This window comes from Saccharomonospora marina XMU15, assembly GCF_000244955.1.
GTDB classification, from domain to species: Bacteria; Actinomycetota; Actinomycetes; order Mycobacteriales; family Pseudonocardiaceae; genus Saccharomonospora_A; species Saccharomonospora_A marina.
Window position 1 is genome coordinate 4,567,071 of sequence record NZ_CM001439.1, and the last position, 18,700, is coordinate 4,585,770.

19 protein-coding genes and 1 riboswitch are annotated in these 18,700 nt (G+C 70.4%); of the genes, 6 read left to right on the forward strand and 13 right to left on the reverse strand.

Annotation, left to right across the window (positions count from 1 at the left end; genetic code table 11):
- Positions 1-43: 43 nt before the first annotated feature.
- The 5 genes from typA to SACMADRAFT_RS21550 form a co-directional block, all read right to left on the reverse strand.
- A complete protein-coding gene (typA, locus tag SACMADRAFT_RS21530) occupies positions 44-1,969 on the reverse strand; it encodes a translational GTPase TypA (protein ID WP_009155965.1) in 1,926 nt (641 codons plus the stop codon).
- Between the two features lie 151 nt (positions 1,970-2,120).
- Positions 2,121-2,420: a YciI family protein gene (locus SACMADRAFT_RS21535; RefSeq protein WP_009155966.1), complete on the reverse strand. Its 300-nt coding sequence runs from the start codon at positions 2,418-2,420 to the stop codon at positions 2,121-2,123.
- 125 nt (positions 2,421-2,545) lie between these two features.
- Positions 2,546-2,953: a (deoxy)nucleoside triphosphate pyrophosphohydrolase gene (locus SACMADRAFT_RS21540; protein ID WP_009155967.1), complete on the reverse strand. Its 408-nt coding sequence runs from the start codon at positions 2,951-2,953 to the stop codon at positions 2,546-2,548.
- A gap of 3 nt (positions 2,954-2,956) precedes the next feature.
- A complete protein-coding gene (locus SACMADRAFT_RS21545; protein ID WP_009155968.1) occupies positions 2,957-4,318 on the reverse strand; it encodes a sensor histidine kinase in 1,362 nt (453 codons plus the stop codon).
- Entirely contained in the window at positions 4,315-5,031 is a 717-nt protein-coding gene (locus SACMADRAFT_RS21550; protein ID WP_009155969.1) for a response regulator transcription factor, read from the reverse strand. The genes SACMADRAFT_RS21545 and SACMADRAFT_RS21550 overlap by 4 nt, the downstream gene beginning before the upstream one ends.
- A 140-nt stretch (positions 5,032-5,171) precedes the next feature.
- Here SACMADRAFT_RS21550 and SACMADRAFT_RS21555 point away from each other — a divergent pair, with 140 nt between their 5' ends.
- From SACMADRAFT_RS21555 to SACMADRAFT_RS21565, 3 genes are read left to right on the forward strand one after another with little or no spacing between them, the layout of a single operon-like run.
- Positions 5,172-6,233, forward strand: a complete 1,062-nt coding sequence (locus tag SACMADRAFT_RS21555; protein WP_009155970.1) for a LolA family protein — start codon at positions 5,172-5,174, stop codon at positions 6,231-6,233.
- On the forward strand, positions 6,230-7,225 hold the full coding sequence (locus SACMADRAFT_RS21560) for an ABC transporter ATP-binding protein (protein WP_009155971.1): 996 nt from the start codon (positions 6,230-6,232) through the stop codon (positions 7,223-7,225). Before SACMADRAFT_RS21555 ends, SACMADRAFT_RS21560 begins: the two co-directional genes overlap by 4 nt.
- Complete coding sequence (locus tag SACMADRAFT_RS21565; RefSeq protein ID WP_009155972.1) at positions 7,222-8,109, forward strand: ABC transporter permease subunit; 888 nt, start codon at positions 7,222-7,224, stop codon at positions 8,107-8,109. The genes SACMADRAFT_RS21560 and SACMADRAFT_RS21565 overlap by 4 nt, the downstream gene beginning before the upstream one ends.
- Before the next feature lie 7 nt (positions 8,110-8,116).
- On the opposite strand, the gene SACMADRAFT_RS21570 is transcribed toward SACMADRAFT_RS21565, so the two are convergent.
- Genes SACMADRAFT_RS21570 through SACMADRAFT_RS21580 form a run of 3 tightly spaced genes read right to left on the reverse strand, consistent with a single transcriptional unit; the run spans position 8,117 to position 11,771 of the window.
- On the reverse strand, positions 8,117-9,130 hold the full coding sequence (locus SACMADRAFT_RS21570) for an ABC transporter ATP-binding protein (protein WP_009155973.1): 1,014 nt from the start codon (positions 9,128-9,130) through the stop codon (positions 8,117-8,119).
- Positions 9,130-10,746, reverse strand: a complete 1,617-nt coding sequence (locus tag SACMADRAFT_RS21575; protein WP_009155974.1) for an ABC transporter permease — start codon at positions 10,744-10,746, stop codon at positions 9,130-9,132. Before SACMADRAFT_RS21575 ends, SACMADRAFT_RS21570 begins: the two co-directional genes overlap by 1 nt.
- Positions 10,722-11,771, reverse strand: a complete 1,050-nt coding sequence (locus SACMADRAFT_RS21580) for a thiamine ABC transporter substrate-binding protein (RefSeq protein ID WP_009155975.1) — start codon at positions 11,769-11,771, stop codon at positions 10,722-10,724. The genes SACMADRAFT_RS21575 and SACMADRAFT_RS21580 overlap by 25 nt, the downstream gene beginning before the upstream one ends.
- A gap of 144 nt (positions 11,772-11,915) precedes the next feature.
- A riboswitch (TPP riboswitch) is annotated at positions 11,916-12,026 on the reverse strand.
- Between the two features lie 32 nt (positions 12,027-12,058).
- Between SACMADRAFT_RS21580 and SACMADRAFT_RS21585 the strand changes: the two genes are divergently transcribed.
- Both SACMADRAFT_RS21585 and SACMADRAFT_RS21590 read left to right on the forward strand, forming a co-directional pair.
- On the forward strand, positions 12,059-12,349 hold the full coding sequence (locus SACMADRAFT_RS21585) for a 4a-hydroxytetrahydrobiopterin dehydratase (RefSeq protein ID WP_009155976.1): 291 nt from the start codon (positions 12,059-12,061) through the stop codon (positions 12,347-12,349).
- A 79-nt stretch (positions 12,350-12,428) separates the two neighbouring features.
- Positions 12,429-12,707 (forward strand): hypothetical protein, encoded by a 279-nt coding sequence (locus SACMADRAFT_RS21590; RefSeq protein WP_009155977.1) that lies wholly within the window; start codon positions 12,429-12,431, stop codon positions 12,705-12,707.
- A gap of 180 nt (positions 12,708-12,887) precedes the next feature.
- Here the strand turns inward: SACMADRAFT_RS21590 and SACMADRAFT_RS21595 are convergent, their stop codons facing one another.
- The 4 genes from SACMADRAFT_RS21595 to SACMADRAFT_RS21610 are packed head-to-tail and all read right to left on the reverse strand — an operon-like array spanning position 12,888 to position 16,348.
- Positions 12,888-13,493: a TetR/AcrR family transcriptional regulator gene (locus SACMADRAFT_RS21595; RefSeq protein ID WP_040925827.1), complete on the reverse strand. Its 606-nt coding sequence runs from the start codon at positions 13,491-13,493 to the stop codon at positions 12,888-12,890.
- Between the two features lies 1 nt (position 13,494).
- On the reverse strand, positions 13,495-14,715 hold the full coding sequence (locus tag SACMADRAFT_RS21600) for an NAD(P)/FAD-dependent oxidoreductase (RefSeq protein ID WP_009155979.1): 1,221 nt from the start codon (positions 14,713-14,715) through the stop codon (positions 13,495-13,497).
- A 5-nt stretch (positions 14,716-14,720) separates the two neighbouring features.
- Positions 14,721-14,912, reverse strand: coding sequence for a ferredoxin (locus SACMADRAFT_RS21605; RefSeq protein WP_009155980.1), 192 nt, complete (start codon positions 14,910-14,912; stop codon positions 14,721-14,723).
- A complete protein-coding gene (locus SACMADRAFT_RS21610) occupies positions 14,912-16,348 on the reverse strand; it encodes a fatty acid desaturase (protein ID WP_009155981.1) in 1,437 nt (478 codons plus the stop codon). Before SACMADRAFT_RS21610 ends, SACMADRAFT_RS21605 begins: the two co-directional genes overlap by 1 nt.
- A 137-nt stretch (positions 16,349-16,485) precedes the next feature.
- Here SACMADRAFT_RS21610 and SACMADRAFT_RS21615 point away from each other — a divergent pair, with 137 nt between their 5' ends.
- Positions 16,486-17,592 (forward strand): sulfite oxidase, encoded by a 1,107-nt coding sequence (locus SACMADRAFT_RS21615; protein ID WP_009155982.1) that lies wholly within the window; start codon positions 16,486-16,488, stop codon positions 17,590-17,592.
- A 12-nt stretch (positions 17,593-17,604) separates the two neighbouring features.
- On the opposite strand, the gene ychF is transcribed toward SACMADRAFT_RS21615, so the two are convergent.
- Positions 17,605-18,699: a redox-regulated ATPase YchF gene (gene ychF, locus SACMADRAFT_RS21620; RefSeq protein WP_009155983.1), complete on the reverse strand. Its 1,095-nt coding sequence runs from the start codon at positions 18,697-18,699 to the stop codon at positions 17,605-17,607.
- Position 18,700 lies beyond the last annotated feature (1 nt).

The window sequence follows — 18,700 nt, forward strand, 5'->3', positions numbered from 1 at the left end:
TACCGGGTGACGCGGGGGAACCCGTCGCGGTTCCCGTTCAGCCTCAGCCGTTGTCCCGGCTCTTGGCCCTCGACCGCTCCTTGGCGCGCTGCGAGATGTCCAGGGTGACCTTGCGCACCCGCACGAACTTCGGCGTCACCTCGACGCACTCGTCCACCGAGCAGAATTCCAGCGCCTCCTCCAGGCCCATCCTGCGCGGCCTGGCCAGGCGTTCCAGTTCGTCACCGGTGGAGGAGCGGATGTTGGTGAGCTTCTTCTCCTTGGTGATGTTGACGTCCAGATCCTCCGCGCGCGGGTTCTCGCCCACGACCATGCCCTCGTACACCTCTGCGCCCGGCTCGACGAAGAAGGTGCCCCTGTCGGCGAGTTGGAGCAGGGCGTAGGTGGTCACGGCACCGGGGCGGTCGGCGACCAGCGAGCCGCTGTGCCGGGTCCGGATCTCCCCTGCCCACGGGAAATAGCCTTCGAAAGTGTGGTTGGCGATGCCGGTGCCGCGGGTCTCGGTGAGGAAGTCGGTGCGAAAGCCGATCAGACCGCGCGCGGGCAGGATGTACTCCAGCTTGATCCGGCCGCTGCCGTGCCCGCTCATGTGCTCCATGCGGCCCTTGCGTGCCGCGAGCAGTTGCGTGATGGAGCCCAGATGCTCCTCTGGCGCGTCCACGTACAGCCGCTCGAACGGCTCGTGCAGCTTGCCGTCGATGGTGCGGGTCACCACCTGCGGCTTGCCGACGGTCAACTCGAAGCCCTCACGACGCATCTGCTCGACCAGCACGGCCAGCGCCAGCTCACCCCTGCCCTGCACCTCCCAGGTGTCGGGCCGGTCGGTCGGCAGCACGCGGACGCTGACGTTGCCGACGAGTTCGGCGTCGAGCCTCGCCTTGAGCAGCCGGGCGGTGAGCTTGTCCCCACCGCCCCTGCCCGCCAGCGGGGAGGTGTTGACGCCGAAGGTCATCGAGATCGCGGGCTCGTCGACGGTGATCCTCGGCAGCGGCTCGGGATTGTCCGGATCGGCCAGCGTGTCGCCGATGGTGATGTCGGGGATACCGGCGATGGCCACCAGATCCCCCGCGCTGGCCTGCTGGGCGGGCACCCGGGTGAGCGCCTCGGTGATCAGCAGTTCGGAGATCCGCACCGACTGCGCGGTGCCGTCCTCCCGCAGCCACGCGACGGTCTGCCCCTTGCGCAGCCGCCCCGCGTGGATGCGCACGAGCGCGATGCGGCCGAGGAAGCTGGAGGCGTCGAGGTTGGTCACCAGCGCGCGCAGTGGCGCCTCGGCGTCGGCGACAGGCGCCGGGATGTGGCTCAGCAACACGTCGAACAGCGGGTCAAGGTTGCCGCCGTCGGGTACCGTGCCGTCGGCCGGTCGCTGCAGGCTGGCCACGCCGTCCCTCGCGGCCGCGTAGACCACCGGCATGGAAAGCACGGCCTCCAGCGCGGCGTCGTCGGCCGCGGTGCCCTCACCGCCTTCGGCGTCTCCCGCCAACTCGAGCAGCAGGTCGTGCGTTTCCTCGACCACCTCGGCTATGCGCGCGTCCGGCCGGTCCACCTTGTTGACCACGAGGATCACCGGCAGCCCCGCCTGCAAGGTCTTGCGCAGCACGAACCTGGTCTGCGGCAGCGGGCCCTCGCTGGCGTCCACGAGCAGCACCACGCCGTCGACCATCGACAGCCCGCGCTCCACCTCGCCGCCGAAGTCGGCGTGACCGGGAGTGTCGATGACGTTGATCGTCACGGGACCGTCGGGGGTCTGCCTTCGGATGGCGGTGTTCTTGGCCAGGATCGTGATGCCCTTCTCCCGCTCGAGTTCCCCGGAGTCGAGCACCCGGTCGACGGGTTCCGATCGTTCCTCGAACGCTCCCGACTGCCGCAGCATCGCGTCGACCAGCGTGGTCTTGCCGTGGTCGACGTGCGCGACGATAGCGATGTTGCGCAGGTCCGTCCTGGTCCTCGCGGCGGCGGCTGTGGGCACGCGTGAGCTCCCTGGTGCGAAAAAGGGTGGAATGACCAGCGGGCTGTCGCCCGAGCTGGGATCTCGACCAGGATAGCCGCGCCGCGTGCCCTACCGACCGGCAGTGCCGGTCGTGCACCGGCACCATGGTGGCTGAGCTGGGCAAACGCGCTCAGTGTGTGATGGACTCGTTCAGCTCGCGCAGTTGCGCCGCCGTTCTCGTCACGACGAAATCGATCACCTCGTGGTGGGCGAGGTTCGCCAGCGCCAGCGGGTCCGACGCGAGCACGGCGTCGAGCTTGCCGCGCGGCATGGGCCTGGCCAGCAACACCTCACCGAGGTGCGCCTCCCGCCGCCCCGAAGCGAGCAGGTACTCGTGCTCGTACTGCTTGGCGAGCCATTCCACATGGTCGGGCAGCGCGTAGTCGATCTCCTGCAGCGGCGCCGTGTAGGTCAGCAAGACGACGTACATGCCACCACGGTAAGGCCGCTGGGCACGGTCGGCAGTGGTCGAAGCGGGCGCCGCAGCACGGGTCGGTCGTACGCGGCAGCCGCCGCAACTTGCGGTTTCTCGGCGCTGTCACTGTGCTCATCGGCTCAGCGCGGGTAGGGCGCGCACAGCAGCCGCCGCAACTCGGGCACGAGCACCCGATCGGCAGGCAGCCAGTCGAGTTCGGCCAGCCCGGCCATGTCCACCCACCGCAGCGCCCTGTGCTCGATCGCCCGCGGCCGGGCAGAGGCGCTGACCAGCGTCGCGGCGAACACCCGCAGCACCTTGCCCGCCGACAGCGGCACGTCGGCACCGAGGCGGCCGTGCACGATCACCTCGACACCGAGTTCCTCGACACACTCCCGGCGCAGAGCCTCGCGCTCGGTCTCGCCCGCCTCCACCCGACCACCCGGCAGCTCCCACCGGCCCGCCATGTCAGCGGGGTAGGCGCGCTGCTGCGCCAGCACGGCCTGGCCACGCACGAGTGCGGCTCCGACGATCACTGCGGGTTCCATGGCTCACGACAACCTACCGGCACCCTGCTCGCGGTAGCGGCGCCAGCTCACCTGGAACCGCGCCCCAGCCTCGGGTGACTCGCCGACCAGCACCTGCCCGCCCCTTCGTCGCACCGCCTCGGCGACGAGCGCCAGGCCCAGCCCCGCTCCACCCGAGCTGCGCGCCCTGTCGTCGGAGATCCGGTAGAAGCGGTCGAACACCCGCTCGCGATGCTCCGGCTCGATGCCGGGACCGTCGTCGTCCACCACCACCCGCACCGTCGAGCGCGCCGCGAGCACCGAGACCACGATCTGCGTCTCGGCATAGCGGCAGGCGTTTCGCAACAGGTTGTTCAGCACCAGCTCGACCTCGGCCTTGGTGGCCAGCGCCCACGCGGCCGCGACGACGGCGCTGACGCGCACCGGCGGCGAACCGGACGGCAGCCGCGCCACCGCCTCACGCACCTCGGTGACCAGTTCCACCGGCTCGGCGGGTGGCAGCTCGCCTGCGTCCGACCGCGCCAGCGCGAGCAGGCCGTCCAGCAGCGCGGTGAGCCGTTCCGACTCGGCGAGCACGTCCTCCAGCGTTTCCTGCGCCAGCGTTGCGTCGGGATTGGCGACGGCGACCTCGGACTGCACCCTGATGGAGGCCACCGGTGAGCGCAGCTCGTGCGCGGCGTCGCCGGTGAAGCGACGCAGCCGCTGCGTGGCCTCCTCCTGCCTGGCGAGCAGTGCGTTGAAGGCGCCCGCGAGCGCGCGCAACTCGTCGGTGGCCTCCGGCAACGGCAGCCGCCTTCCCGCGGGCAGCGTGCGCAGGCTGCGCCGCATCCGGCTCACCGGTGCGAGCGCGGCGCGTACCCCGATCGCCGTCGCCAGCGTGGCCACCAGCGCGCCGAGCAACGCGGCCAGCAACAGCCAGCTCGAGCCGTCGGCGACGGCCTCGGCGAAGCCGACCATCGGTGCGCCGACCACCACCAGCCGCTGCGAGCCGTCCGGCGCCGTGACAACCGAGCCCTGCCAGCGCCAGGTGGGCGCGTCGGAACCGCCTGGTTCGGTCGTGACGGCCAGGCCTGCCTTCAGGTCGCCGATCGCCTCGGTGGGCAACCCGGTCCGCGCTTCGCCGTCCACCGGGCCGCCCGCCGTGTCCAGCACCCGGACCTCGATTCCGCGCGGGCCTTCGGGCAACTCGCCCGCTGCCACCACCGGAGCGGCCGAGCCGAGCACCGAGGCCAGCTCCTCGTCGACGGAACCGACCAGCAGCGGTCCGAGTGCCCTGCCCGCGAGTACCGCGAGCCCGAACAGGAACGCCAGGGTGATCGTCGTGGTGATGAGGGTGATCCGGAAGCGCAGGCTGCGCCGCCGCCACCAGCGGCGCGGCGAGCTCACCCCGCGTTCGCCCCGTTCACGGCGGGGTCGGCCGCGAGGTAGCCGTGGCCGCGCACGGTCTTGAGCAACGACCCCGCACCCGCGGCCTCCAACTTGCGGCGCACGTAACCGACGTAGACCTCCACCACGTTGCGGGTCGCCGCGTGCTCGTCACCCCACACCGCGCGCAGCAGTTCCCCCTTCGTCACGACCGTCCCCGCCCTGCCCACGAGTACTTCCAGCAGCGCGAACTCCCGTGGGCTCAGCACCACCGGCTCGTCGTACCAGTGCACCTGCCTGGTGGCCCTGTCCAGCACGAGCCCGCCGACACGCAGCGGACCACGCGCGGGCTGCGCCGTCGCCCGGCGCAACACGGCCCGCACCTGCGCGACCAGCACCACGAACGAGAAGGGTTTCACCAGGTAGCCGTCGGCACCGAGGTCCAGCCCGTCGGCCTGATCGACCTCACCGTCCTTGGCCGAGATGAGCAACACCGGGGTGTGCACGCCCAACTCACGCAGCCGTTGCAGCACCCGGTAGCCGGACAGCCCGGGAAGCATGATGTCCAGCAGTAGCACGTCGAACGAGCCGGTTCGCGCCAGTCGCAAGGCCTCGGGTCCGTCGGCCGCGGGCACGACGTCCATGCCCTCCGCGGCAAGGCCGCGTTGCAGGGCCTTGCGCACTCCGGGCTCGTCGTCGACCACAAGTACTCGAGGGTTCACGGTTGCCAGCATGCCGCTTTCCTGGTCGTTCGTGCCGCCGCTCTCAGCGCACTCTCAGCATCTCAGGTCCGTCTCAGCGCACGACGTGCAGTGTTCATGGCGAAGGTTCATGGCGAAGTGGGACACACTGGCAAGTAGTGAAAAGGAGGGGCATGGTGAATCCGAAGCGAAGGGCCGTGACCGTGGCTGTGGCGGGCACGGCGGCAGGAGCGGTCGGGCTGGCGTTGCTCGCGCTGCCTGCGGGAGCGGGGGAGGCGCCGGAACTGCCACCGGTCAGCGCGCAGGACCTGGTGGGGTCGGTACTGCGGACGGATGCCCCGGCGCTGTCGGGCACGGTGGAGCTGGACAACCGCCTCGGCCTGCCCGCCGTTCCGGGTATGCCTGCGCTGGAGGCCGACTCCGCCCGGGTCTTCTACGACGGCTCGGGCCGCGGCAGGCTCGCGATCCAGCGCGACACCAGCGAGTACACGGTGGTGCACGGAAAGGACGTGCTGTGGACCTATGACTCGGCCGAGAACACGGTGACCCGCACTCCACTCACCCACGACAGGGCGGCACCGCCCGTCGACGGCGAACTCACCGATCCGGCCACGCTGGCCAACCGCCTCCTCGACGAGGTACGGCAGAGCAGCACGGTGGCAGTCGACGGCACGGCGACCGTCGCCGACCGCGCGGCCTACGAACTGGTGCTGACACCCAAGCCGGAAGAGCGGACGCTGCTGCGGGAAGTGCGCATCGCCGTCGACAGCGAGACGCGGTTGCCGCTGCGGGTGTCGGCGTTCACCAACGGCACCAGCGAGCCCGCGCTTCGGCTGGGATTCACCGACATTTCCTTCGGCGCGCAGCCTGCGCAACTGTTCAGCTTCACCCCGCCGCCGGGGGCCGAGGTGGAGCGGGAACGCCAGAACGGGCCGAGGGGTCCACGGCAGCACGGGCAAGTCGCGCCCGAGGTCGTCGGGTCGGGCTGGGACACCGTGCTGCTCACCAGGATGCCCGCCGACGTCGACACCGGTCGCGACACCGGTCACGACGCGCAAGCGGGCGGTGACCTGCGCGGGATGCTGGAACAGGTCGGGCAGCGGGTGCGCGGGCCGTACGGCTCCGGCTACCTGATCGAGACCACCGTGGCGACGGCACTGATCACCGACGACGGCAGGGTCGCCGTCGGTGCGGTGCCCGAACAGGTGCTGACCCAGGCGTTGGGCCGCCGGTGAGCACGGCACTGACCGGCGTGGCCGTTTCCGAGGAAGCGGCCACGCCGACCGTACCGCTGGCGGCGCGGGCCAGGGGGCTGCGCAAGACCTACGGCAGCACGGTCGCGGTCGACCACGTGGACCTCGACGTACCGCAGGGCGCCGTGCTGGGCATGCTCGGCCCCAACGGCTCGGGCAAGACCACCACCATCCGCATGCTGCTCGGGTTGGTGCGCCCGACGGCGGGGGACGTGCGGCTGCTGGGACACCCCATGCCGGACGGGGCAGGCCGGGCACTGCCCGACGTCGGCGCGCTGGTCGAGGCTCCGGGTTTCCACCCGTTCCTCTCCGGCCGCGAGAACCTGCTGCGCCTTGCCTCGGCGGAGCCGAGACTGGCGACGGCCGGCGTCGCGGGCGCGGTCGATGCCGCATTGGAGCGAGTGGGGCTGTCGTCGGCGGCGGGCCGCCGTTACCGGGCCTACTCGCTGGGTATGAAGCAGCGACTCGGCCTCGCGGGCGCGTTGCTGGTTCCCAGACGCATGGTGGTGCTCGACGAGCCGACCAACGGCCTCGATCCCGCGGGCACCCGGGAAGTACGCGCCATCATCGCGGAGTTGCATGCCGCGGGGGTGACCGTGCTGGTGTCGTCACACCTGCTCGCGGAGGTGGAAGCGACGTGCACGCACGTGGCGGTGCTGCACGAGGGCGGTGTCGTGGCGCAGGGTGAGTTGTCGGAGTTGCTGGAATCGGGCTCGCCCGCGCTGCTGGTGTCCACACCGGACGGCTCGGGAGCGGTGGCGGCACTGCGAGAGCGGCGCGTGCCGTCCCGGTTGACCCCGCAGGGAGTTCGGGTGGACCTTTCCGCCACCACGGCGCCGGAGGTGGTGGCCGCGCTGGTGCACGCCGAGGTGCCGGTGCACGAGGTGCGCAGGGCGCGAACGGGCCTTGAGGACCTGTTCGCGCGACTGACCCAGCAGGAGGGACCGGACGAGCAGCAGGAGGCGGCGACGTGACCACCGATGTGACACCGACCTCGGTATCCGGTGCCGAGCAGAGTGCGGGTCGGCTGCGGGCACCACTGCTGCGGTTGTTGCGAGCCGAGTTGCGTTGGATCTTCCGCAGGCCACGCAACCTTGTGGTGCTCGGGCTGCTCGCCGTCATCCCCGTGATCGTGGGGATAGCGCTGACGCTGGTCGACTCCCCCGGACCGCCCGGCCGGGGCGGCGACGGCAACGGCTCGCTGTTCGCGACGGCGGGCGCGAACGCGCTGGTGTTGCCGATCGGGGCGATGGCGATGACGCTCAGCCTGCTGCTGCCGCTGAGCGCGGCGATGGCGGGAGCCGATGCCATCGCGGGCGAGCAGGCGCACGGCACGCTGCGCGGCATGCTGCTGGCCCCGGTGAGCAGGGGCAGGTTGCTGTTCGTGAAGGCGGTCGGCGTCGCCGTGCTGACCCTCACCGCGGTGCTCGTGATGGCGCTGACCGGCGTGCTCACCGGTCTCGCGATCAACGGAACCGACTCGCTGCTCACGCTGTCGGGTACGACGCTGTCGTTTCCCGGTGCGCTGCTGCGAGTACTGCTGGCTGCAGGGTGGGTGGCGCTGCAGTTGTGGGCGGTCGCCGCCGTCGCGCTGGCCATCTCCGCCACCACCGAGCACCCGATGCTGGTCGTGGCCTCCGTGCTGGCAGGTGTGGTGGTGTTCTCGGTACTGAACCTGCTGGACGCACTGGACTGGCTGCACCCGTTCCTGCTCAACTCCTCGTGGACAGCCATCGGCGACGTGCTGCGCGACCCGATCCCCGCCGACGCGCTCGGCGAGGGCGCGCTGCGGGCGGCGTGCTACCTCGTCATCGGGCTGTGCCTCGCCTACGCGCGGCTGGCCACCAAGGACGGTTGAGCCCGCTTCACCTGCCGATCACCGCGATCCCGTCGGGGTCCAGCGCGAGGTGAACGCGGTCGCCGGGATGGATGTCGTCCGTCATCGACGCGACGGCGTCCACCCGGCCCGTTCCGGTTTCGGGCCGCACGGACAGCCGCACATGATCGCGCCGGTGCACCTTCGCCAACACCTCGGCGCGCTGCCCTTCGGAAGCCACCCGCACGGCGTTGGGCCGAAGGCCCAGTGTCAGCGAACCCGACGGCGCCCAGGGCAGCGGGCACTCGCCGAGCGCGCACCGGAGCACACCGTCGGTCACCTGCCCTGCCAGTACCGTGCTGACGCCGAGGAACCGCGCCACGCGTTCGTCCACCGGCCGCCGCCACACGTCCAGCAGATCGCCCACCTGCCGGATCTCGCCCGCGTCCAGCACGGCGAGCCGGTCGGCGAGGGTGAAGGCCTCCTCCTGGTCGTGCGTGACCAGCAGCGTGGTGATCTTGGCGCGGCGCAACACCTCGGCGAGGTCGATCGCCAACTGCTCCCGCAGTTCCCTGTCCAGCCCGGACAGCGGCTCGTCGAGCAGCAGCAGCCGTGGCCGGGGCGCCAGCGCCCTCGCCAGCGCGACCCGCTGCGCCTCGCCTCCGGACAGCTCGCCCACCGCGCGCCGCTCGTAACCGGACAACCCCACCAGCTCCAGCAGTTCGCTCACCCGTTCCGCCTGCTCAGCGGGGCTCGCGCCGCGCATCCGCAGCCCGAAGGCGACATTGCCCGCGACGTCGCGGTGCCGGAACAGCTGGCCGTCCTGAAAGACCAGCCCGAAGTTGCGGCGATGCACCGGTACCCGCGACAGGTCGGCGTCGTCCCAGCGCACGTCGCCGGTGGCCGAGGGTTCCAGTCCGGTGATGGCCCGCAGCAGCGTCGACTTGCCCGATCCCGACGGCCCGAGCAGGGCAAGCACCTCGCCGTCCGCGATCTCGAGGTCGGCCTGCCGCACCGCGACGAAACCGCCGTAACGCACCGTCAACCCCGACACGGTGAGCATCAGAACTCCCCCACCCGCGCCTGCGGCGAGCGCAGCCGATCGATGACCGCCGCCACCGCGAAGGTGACAACCATCAGCAGCGCGCACGCCGCGTACGCCAACTGGCTGTTCAGCTCCCCGGGCTTGCTCACCAGGCCTGCGATCGCCACCGGCAGGGTCGGCGCCTCCGGCCTGGCGAGGAAGCTGGTGGCGCCGAACTCGCCGAGCGCCACCACGTAGCCGAAGGCCGCCGCCGCCGCGAGAGAGCGGCCGACCAGCGGCAGATCCACCTCCCGCCACACCCGGGCGGGCCGCGCCCCAAGCGTGGCGGCGGCCTGACGCAGCCGCTCGTCCACCGACCTCAGCACGGGCAGCACCATCCGCACCACGAGCGGGATGATGACGAGAGCCTGGGCGAACGGAACCAGCAGCGGCGAGGTGCGCAGATCCCAGGGCAGGTCACCGAGTGTCACCAGATAGCCGAACCCGACCGTCACGGCGGACACACCGAGCGGCAGCATCAACGCCGCATCCATCAGATCGCCGCCGAGGCGTGCCGCACGCTGCCTCGAACGTCGAAACGACACCAGCGTCACCGCCGCGACCACACCGACAAGCATCGCGAAGACCGTGGCGTCGAAGGCCGTGCGCAGCGAGTTCATCGCCGCCTCCCAGCCCGTCACGCTGAGCACCCCGCCCTCGCCCGCGCCGGAGAGCGCGCGGTACCCCGCCAGACTCCAACCGTCCCGGCCGGAAACCGAGCGTACGAGCAGTGCGCCGATCGGCACGGCCAGCAGTGCGATCACACCGAAGGCCGCGCCGACGACCCACAACTCACCCCGTTGCGGCGCCTGCGCCGACCTGGCGCGACCACCCAGAACGGCCGCCTTCTCCCCGCGCCGGCGAGCCACCGCACCGATCGTCAACGCGGCGACGACCGCGGCGAGCTGCACCAGCGAGAGAGCGGCCGCACCGGACAGGTCGAGCAGTTCCACAGTGCGCAGGTAGATCTCGGTCTCCAGCGTGCGCAACCGCGAGCCACCGAGCAGCAGCACGACCCCGAAGCTGGTGGCGCAGAACAGGAACACCACGGCCGCCGCCGACGCGATCGCCGGTGCCAGCGCGGGCAGCGTCACCGATCGAAACGCCTGCCACGGCGAGGCGCCAAGTGCCCGCGCCGCGTCCTCCCCCCTGCGGTCGAGCTGTCCCCACAGCCCGCCGACGGTCCGCGCGACCACCGCGACGTTGAAGAACGCGTTGGCCAGCACGATCGTCACCACCCCGCCACCGGGCCACAGCGTGCGAAACGCCAGCCCGACCACCACGGTCGGCAGCACGAACGGCACCAGCACGAACGTGCGGACGGCGGCGACACCGGGCAGGCGCACCCGGGCGATCAGGTACGCGACCGGGAGCCCGGCAACGACCGCGACCGCGGTGGCGGCCGCCGCCTGCCCGACCGTGAAGGCCGCCAACTCCCAGGTCTGCGCCTGCGCCAGCGTGGTGATCACGGCACCGTCGCTGAAACCCAGCCGCAGGATCGCCACGACCGGCCAGGCGAAGAACACCGCGAGGAAGGCGATCGGCAGTGCGGCCGACAGCGTGCCCGCCGCTACGCTCCCAGCAGCTCGCGCCATTGCTTGATCCAGCGTTCGCGCTCGGTACGCACCTGTTCACCCGGCAACGAGGCGGGCTCGGTGGGCAGCGGAGCCACCTTCTCCCAGCCGGAAGGCAGCGCCACCCCCTGCCGCGCGGGGTAGACGTACATGTTCTCGGCCACGGTGGACTGGAACTGTTGCGACAGCAGGAAGTCCACGACCTGGCCCGCCTTCTGCGGCCGCTGCGTACCCGCGAGCACGCCCGCGTATTCCACCTGCCGGTAGCAGGTGTCCAGCAGCGCCTCGGTGCGTGGCTTGCCCTCGGCGTCGACCTCGGCGGCGGGAGAGGAGGCGTACGACACCACGATCGGGCGCGGCCCCTTGCCGGAAGAACCGGAGAACTCCTGGGTGTAGGCCTGGGTCCAGCCGCTGACCACCTGCACCCCGTTGTCGGCCAGCCTGCGCCAGTAGTCGGTCCACCCCGGCTCGCCGAACTCGGCGACGGTGGCGAGCAGGAACGCCAGCCCCGGCGACGAGGTGGCGGGGTTTTGCACCACGGAAAGGCCGCGGTACTGCGGCTGGGTGAGGTCGTCGAGTGTCCGCGGCAGCGGCAGGTCACGCTCGGCGAACCACTGGGTGTCGACGTTCACGCAGACGTCGCCGACGTCCACCGCCGACAGCCGGTGTTGCCGGTCGATAGCGTAACGCTGCGGGCCACGGTCGGCCTCCGGGCTGGTGTAGGGCTCGAACACGCCCTCGGCCAGAGCCCGTGAGGCGAACGTCGAGTCCACGCCGTACGCGACGTCACCGATAGGGTTGGCCTTGGTGAGGACCAGTTTGTTGGTGAGCTCACCCGCATCGCCCTCCTTGAGCACCCGCACCTTGATGCCCGCGCGCTGCTCGAAAGCGGCGAGCACGTCCTTCGGGACGGCCCAAGAGTCGTGGGTGACCAGCGTGACCGTGACCGGGCCCTGCTCCTGCTCCCCGGAGCCGCCCACCAGCGTGCAGCCTGCGCTGAGCAACACCACCGCGACGAGCGCGGCGATCAGTCGCAGGTGTCTCATGCGGCCTCCGGCAGCTTGCGGGACACCCTCCCCTGCTGTGGCCCACAAACCTGCCACAGCGGGGGCCCACCCCGGTCGGCCCGCACGAGCAGGGCGTCGCAAGCTCCGCGATTGTCCACTCATGCGGCCTCCTTGTCGCCGCGGCAAGGATGGCGCGAGCCTTCCTTCGCCGGCATGATCCGGATCAGGTGCGAACGGTCGTGGGGCTCAGCCCACCTCTCAGCCCGGCTACGCCGGACTCCCGTGGCAGAGGTGCAGCGTACTCGCCCGCACAGCACCATGGACGCATGGCAGACGTACTGAGCGAAGAACGCATCGACGAAGCACTGACGCACCTTCCGCAATGGCGGCGTGACGGCGACGCCATCGAGCGGTCGGTGGAACTGGCCAACTTCCCGCAGGCGATCCAGGTGGTGAACCGGGTCGCGGAGATCGCGGAAAGTGTCAACCACCATCCCGACATCGATATCCGCTGGCGGACCGTGAGGTTCCGGCTCAGCACACACTCCGAAGGCGGTATCACCGAAAAGGACGTGACTCTCGCCGAGGAGATCGACGAGGTGATCGACTCGGTGTGATCTCGGGCATCCTGGGCAACTCCTGACGTGGCAACGGACGTGGTTGTGGGTAGCCGATCCGTGTCGAAGGGAGTGCGCGATGAACCGTTCCGTGCGGCGTTTCCCGTCCGCCTCGGCGCTCGGGCTACTGATCATGATGTTGCTCGGCGCCGGGGTGCTGCCCGCGGCCGCCGCGACGAAGGACACCCAGGAGCAGGCGGCCGGCCCGGCCTCGGACGGGATCGTTCAGGCGCTCGTCGTGGGTAGCACCGCGTTCGCGATGATCATCGCGGTCGCGGGAGGCGTGCTGTTCTACACGGCCAAGGGCAGGCGGCGACCCGGCGACCCGGCGACGGACTCGCCGACGACCCACCCATAACCACCACCGCGAGTCCCCCGCTCTCGCCCGCGAGTCCCGCGCTGCGGCGCGCGAGTCCCGCGTTCCCGTACGCGAGTCCTGCGCTCTCGCCCGCGAGTCCCGCGCTGCGGCGCGCGAGTCCCGCGTTCCCGTACGCGAGTCCTGCGCTGCGGCGCGCGAGTCCCGCATTGCCGACACCGGTCAGTCCGGTGCGCGCAGCACCCGGCCTGCCACCCACGCGATGTCCTGCGCCGTGCGATCCGGGGTGTCGGAGGGCTGCATGACATGGCTGAGCACCACCCGTACCACCACGTCGATCACGACGCCGCGTTGGTGCTCGTCGAAGGGCAACTCGAACCGCGTCAGCCGCTCGGTCAGCACGGCCCTCGCCGTGGAGAGCAGCGAACCCGCGTGGGTGGTGAGCAGTGGAAGCAGGTCGGTGCCCGCGGCATGGGTGGCCGACACGATCGCGTGCAACAGCACGTTATCCTCGGCCAGTTCGAGCACGGCGCGAGCTGCCGACCGGATCGCTGCCATGAGGTCACCCGGGTGCTCGTCGAACGCTCGCTCCACCGCGTCGAGGAAGCGGCCCAACTCGTCGAGCACCATCGCCTCCGCCAGTGCTGACTTGGAGCCCACCTCGTTGTAGACCGTCTGCCTGCTGACCCCGACCGCCTCCGCCAGCCGCCCCATGGTCACGCTCGACCACCCGTCGCGCGCGGTCAACTCGATCGCCGCCGAGATGATCCGCTGCCGGGTATGGCCGCTGCCGGAACCCGTCGCCACGGCCTGTGTCATGACCGCCATCCTAGGCAGGCGTCGCCGCCTCCTCCGCGAGCGCCGACGCCTCCGCCCAGCCGGCCCGCTGCATGATCAACTTGCGGAAGGTGTGCACCTGCCTGCGCCGTTCCACCGTCAGCGCGCCGACCAACCGGTCACCCCGCCGGTACAGTGCCGTGAACCCGGGTCCGGACGCGCCCACGACGGCGACCTCGTCGGCGTGCGGGGTACCCGCGAACTGGATCCGACGGCCGTACCAGTCCGACCAGAAGTACGGCACCGACATCCCACCGGCCGGGGAGCGCGCGCCGACCGCTGCGCTGCCCGCGGCCGCGCCCTGTTCGGTCGCGTTCATCCAGTGCTCCGTGCGCATCAGCTCGCCGTGGAAAACGGCATTCGGGACGTGCGCGACGTCCCCCGCCGCGTACACCCCCGAGGCGCCCTCGGCCGACAGCGTGGCGGTACAGACTATGCCGCCGTCACGGGGGTGCAGCGAGACTCCGCTGCCCGCCAGCCATCCCGTCGCCGGGGCCACACCGGTGCCCAGTACGACGAGTTCGGCGGGAAGCACCGTCCCGCAGGACAGCCGTACGCCGCTGACCCGGCCGTGCCGGGACTCCACCTCGCTGACCCGGGTGTTCAACCGCAGGTCGGTACCCGCCTCACGGTGCAGCTCAGCGCAGACGGCGCCGACCTCGGGACCCACCGACCGGGTGAGCGGCAGTTCGTCGGCCTCGACGACCGTGACCGGCAGCCCTCGCTTGCGCGCGGCGGAAGCGACCTCGGAGCCGATGAAACCGGCCCCGATGACCACGGTGCGGGCACCGGCGTCCAGCGCGGCACGCACCGCCAACGCGTCCTCGACGGTGCGCAGCTGGTGCACGCCCTCAACCCGGTGCGCACCCGGCAGTGGCCGCGGCGCCGCGCCGGTGGCGATCACCAGTGCGTCGTACGGCACCGGCTCACCCGCCACGGCGACCTCCTTGGCCGTGGTGTCCAACGCGTCCGCCTGCGCGCCGAGCATCAGCTCGACGCCCAACTCCTCGCGCAGTTCCCGCTCACCGCGCAGCGGACGGGGCCGCACCGGACCCGCCGCTTCGAGGAAGCTCTTCGAAAGCGACGGGCGATCGTAGGGCAGGTGATCCTCTGCGCCCACAAGGGTGATACGCCCGCTGTAGCCACCGCGGCGAGCCGCCTCGACCGCGCGCAGCCCCGCAACGGAGGCGCCCACCACCACGAGCCGTTCCATGACGATCAGTCCCGCAGCCTCAGCGCCAGCATCGGACAGGCGTCGACGGCGGCCGTGAGGTGTTCCCGATGTTCCTCGGCCGGATTCTCATCCAGCACGCGCACGCTGCCGTCGTCGGCGACCTCGAAGAAGTCCGGCGCCATCGCCTCGCACATGCCCAGCCCTTCACACTTGCCGCGATCGACCTCGATCCGCATCACGCCTGCCCCCTTGCCAGCGCGGGGAGCGCGACGAAATCGACCTTTTCCCGCACACCGCAGTCGGGGCAGCACCAGCTGTCCGGCACGGCCGACCACGGCGTTCCCGCGGGGAAGCCTTCCCTGGGATCGCCGACCGCCTCGTCGTACACGTAGCCGCAGCCGGGACACCGTGCCGCGCCCGAGGAGACCGGTGCCGCCGACACACTCTCCGCGCGCCCGGTGGCCCGCCGCTCGGCATCCCTTGTGGGTACCGGGTACCTGGCCAGCACTTTCTCCCTGCGTCGAGGGTCGATGTTGGCGCGCGAGATGTCGCCGTCGAAGTGCGCGAGAACCTTCGGATCCATCACTCGGCGCCACAGCGGCGGCAGCAGCGCCAGCACGATCATCCCGGCGTAGCCGGTGGGCAGCACCGGGGATTCGGCGAAGTCACGCAGTGTCTGGTAGCGGCGGGTGGGGTTGGCGTGGTGATCACTGTGCCGCTGCAGGTGGTAGAGCAGCACGTTGGTGGCGACGTTGTTGGAGTTCCAGCTGTGGCTGGGATCGACCCGCTCGTAACGCCGCCTTCCTTCGGGGCCGACCTGCTGCCGCAGCATGCCGTAGTGCTCCAGGTAGTTCACGACCTCAAGCAGGGACAGGCCGACGATCGCCTGGATCAGCAGGTAGGGCAGGATGCCGACGCCGAGCCACGCGATCATCGCCCCCCACAGCACGGCCGTCATCGCCCACGCGTTGAGCACGTCGTTGCCGATGCGGAACGGGTGCTGGCCACGACGGGCATAGCGGCGCTTCTCCAGCCGCCATGCGCTCTTCAGCGAACCGCCGACGGTGCGTGGCCAGAACCGGTAGAAGCTCTCGCCCAACCTGCTGCTCGCCGGGTCCTCCGGTGTCGCGACCCGCACGTGGTGACCGCGGTTGTGCTCGATGTAGAAGTGGCCGTAGCCGCTCTGCGCGAGCGCGATCTTGGACAGCCAGCGCTCGTGGCTCTCCTTCTTGTGCCCCAGTTCGTGCGCGGTGTTGATACCGATGCCGCCGATGCAGCCGATGGAGATCGCCAGCCCGAGCTTGTCGACCACACCGAGGTCGCCGCGGGCTATCAGCCAGAAAGCCATCGCGAAGCCCGCGTACTGGACGGGCAGGAACAGGTAGGTGATCCAGCGGTAGTACTTGTCCCGTTCGAGCGCCTCGATCATGTCGTCGGGCGGGTTGGACTTGTCCAGCCCGGTGACCAGGTCGATGACGGGGACGACCACCAGGATCACGATGGGACCGATCCAGAACCACACTCCCCAGCCGGTGACGGAGTGCATTCCCAGTGCCACGAAGGCCAGAGACGGCACCACCAGGCCGATCAGCCACAGGTAGCGCTTCCTGTCCTTCCACCGCTGCGTCGATCCCGGCAGGATCGTGCCGGTGTCACCGCTGACACTGACCATGGCCTGACCTCCTACGGCTCGGGTTTACAGAACCGTAGGAGTTGTACACCTGCTTTGACAAGAGGCAATCTTTTGTAAAGTCGCCGAGTAGCGGCCGGGACTCGACCACGCACCCAGCTGAAGCGCATGCTGTGAGGATGACCACACAGCTGAGCGAAGTCAGCAGGCCTGCACGGCTCGCGGCTGACGACGAAGGCATCACGATCGACGAACTCGCCCTCGCGGCACGCAACCACGGCATGCCACTGGAGGCACTGCGCCACGACGTGACACCGCCAGGACTGCACTACCTGCTCGTCCACTACGACATCCCGTACCTGGACGCAACGACCTGGCAACTCCAGGTCGGCGGGGCGGTCGACACCGAACTGACGCTGTCCCTGGCGCAACTGCGCGCGCTGCCCTCCCGCACGGTGCGGGTGACGATGGAGTGCGCGGGAAACGGTCGCGCCCACCTGCGCCCACGCCCGATCAGCCAGCCGTGGCTGGTGGAAGCGGTGGGCACAGCCGACTGGACCGGCGTGCCGCTGCGCACGGTGCTGGAAACGGCGGGCGTCAGCGCTTCGGCGGTCGATGCCGTCTTCACCGGTGCCGACCACGGCGTGGAACGCGGCGTCGAGCAGGACTACCAGCGTGGTCTGGCCGTCACCGACGCGCTCGGCGATGACGTGCTGCTCGCCTACGAGATGAACGGTGAGCCGCTGCCACCCCAGCACGGCTACCCACTGCGGCTGGTGGTCCCCGGCTGGTACGGGATGGCACACGTGAAGTGGTTGCGCTCGATCGAACTGATCGAGGAGCCGTTCACCGGCTTTCAGAACACGGTGGCCTACCGCATCCGGCAGGACGGCGACGAGCAAGGAGACGCGGTCACGCGGACAGCGCCGAGAGCGCTGCTCATCCCGCCCGGCTTCCCCGACTTCCAGACGCGGGAGCGCTTCGTACATCCTGGGACCGTGGAACTGACCGGGCGGGCGTGGTCGGGCGCGGCTGCGCTGGCTGCTGTGGAGTTCAGCCACGACGACGGCAGGACCTGGTCACGCGCGAGGCTGGGCCCCGACGACGGTGGCCGCTGGGCGTGGCGGCGGTGGAGCGCGGTATGGGAGGCCGTGCCGGGTAGGCACACGCTCGCCGTTCGAGCAGTCGACGCGGCGGGCAACACCCAGCCCGACGCCGGTTCGTGGAACCGGGGCGGCTTCGCCAACAACCTCCCGCACCGGGTGCCGGTGACCTGCCTCAGCTGAGGCCAGGCGCGGCTACCGCCCGGAGACCGGTGCGTGCCGGAACTCGACCACGTCACCGTCGGCCATGAGGTAGTCCTTGCCCTCCATCCTCACCTTGCCTGCCGCGCGGGCGGCGGCCATCGAACCCGCCTCCACCAGATCGTCGAAGGACACGACCTCGGCCTTGACGAACCCTCGCTCGAAGTCGGTGTGGATCACACCCGCCGCCTGTGGCGCGGTGGCGCCCTTCCGGATCGTCCACGCCCGCGCTTCCTTCGGCCCAGCGGTCAGGAACGTCTGCAGGCCCAGCGTGTGGAAACCGGCTCGAGCCAGTGCGTGTAGCCCGGGTTCTTCCTGCCCCACCGACTCCAGCAATTCGCGCACCGACTCCTCGTCGTCCAGTTCGAGCAGTTCGGACTCCACTTTGGCGTCGAGGAAGACCGCGTCGGCGGGTGCGACCAGCTTCGCCAGTCCGGCACGCCTGGCCTCGTCGGTGAGTACCCCCTCGTCGGCGTTGAACACGTACAGGAACGGCTTGGCGGTCAGCAAGCTCAGTTCACGCAGGCCGTCAAGATCGACCTCGTGCTGTGCGGAGAACAGCGTACGGCCGGAGTCTAGGAATTCCTTGGCGCGCTTGGCGTTGTCGAAGGCAGGCCTGGCCTCCTTCTTGGTGCGCGCTTCCTTTTCCATCCTCGGCAGCGCCTTGTCCAGCGTCTGCAGGTCCGCCAGGATGAGCTCCGTGTTGATCGTCTCGATGTCGGACATCGGGTCGACGTTGCCCTCGACGTGCGTGACGTCGGGGTCCTCGAACACGCGGATCACCTGACAGATCGCGTTGGCCTCGCGGATGTTGGCCAGGAACTTGTTGCCGAGACCCGCCCCTTCCGAAGCACCCTTCACGATCCCCGCGATATCCACAAAGGACACCGTGGCAGGGACCGTCCGAGCCGAGCCGAACAACTCCGCCAGCTTGTCCAGTCGAGGGTCGGGCAGGGCGACCACGCCGACGTTCGGCTCGATCGTCGCGAACGGGTAGTTCGCGGAGAGCACGTCGTTACGGGTCAGCGCGTTGAACAGGGTGGACTTGCCGACGTTGGGCAGGCCGACGATGCCGAGGGTCAGACTCACG

Bases quoted from the DNA above. Each gene is read 5' to 3' on its own strand.
- SACMADRAFT_RS21535 (WP_009155966.1), bottom strand. From the start codon at position 2,420: ATGTACGTCGTCTTGCTGACCTACACGGCGCCGCTGCAGGAGATCGAC.
- SACMADRAFT_RS21540 (WP_009155967.1), bottom strand. From the start codon at position 2,953: ATGGAACCCGCAGTGATCGTCGGAGCCGCACTCGTGCGTGGCCAGGCC.
- SACMADRAFT_RS21550 (WP_009155969.1), bottom strand. From the start codon at position 5,031: ATGCTGGCAACCGTGAACCCTCGAGTACTTGTGGTCGACGACGAGCCC.
- SACMADRAFT_RS21555 (WP_009155970.1), top strand. From the start codon at position 5,172: ATGGTGAATCCGAAGCGAAGGGCCGTGACCGTGGCTGTGGCGGGCACG.
- SACMADRAFT_RS21570 (WP_009155973.1), bottom strand. From the start codon at position 9,130: ATGCTCACCGTGTCGGGGTTGACGGTGCGTTACGGCGGTTTCGTCGCG.
- SACMADRAFT_RS21575 (WP_009155974.1), bottom strand. From the start codon at position 10,746: ATGGCGCGAGCTGCTGGGAGCGTAGCGGCGGGCACGCTGTCGGCCGCA.
- SACMADRAFT_RS21580 (WP_009155975.1), bottom strand. From the start codon at position 11,771: ATGAGACACCTGCGACTGATCGCCGCGCTCGTCGCGGTGGTGTTGCTC.
- SACMADRAFT_RS21585 (WP_009155976.1), top strand. From the start codon at position 12,059: ATGGCAGACGTACTGAGCGAAGAACGCATCGACGAAGCACTGACGCAC.
- SACMADRAFT_RS21590 (WP_009155977.1), top strand. From the start codon at position 12,429: ATGAACCGTTCCGTGCGGCGTTTCCCGTCCGCCTCGGCGCTCGGGCTA.
- SACMADRAFT_RS21595 (WP_040925827.1), bottom strand. From the start codon at position 13,493: ATGGCGGTCATGACACAGGCCGTGGCGACGGGTTCCGGCAGCGGCCAT.
- SACMADRAFT_RS21600 (WP_009155979.1), bottom strand. From the start codon at position 14,715: ATGGAACGGCTCGTGGTGGTGGGCGCCTCCGTTGCGGGGCTGCGCGCG.
- SACMADRAFT_RS21605 (WP_009155980.1), bottom strand. From the start codon at position 14,912: ATGCGGATCGAGGTCGATCGCGGCAAGTGTGAAGGGCTGGGCATGTGC.
- SACMADRAFT_RS21610 (WP_009155981.1), bottom strand. From the start codon at position 16,348: ATGGTCAGTGTCAGCGGTGACACCGGCACGATCCTGCCGGGATCGACG.
- SACMADRAFT_RS21615 (WP_009155982.1), top strand. From the start codon at position 16,486: ATGACCACACAGCTGAGCGAAGTCAGCAGGCCTGCACGGCTCGCGGCT.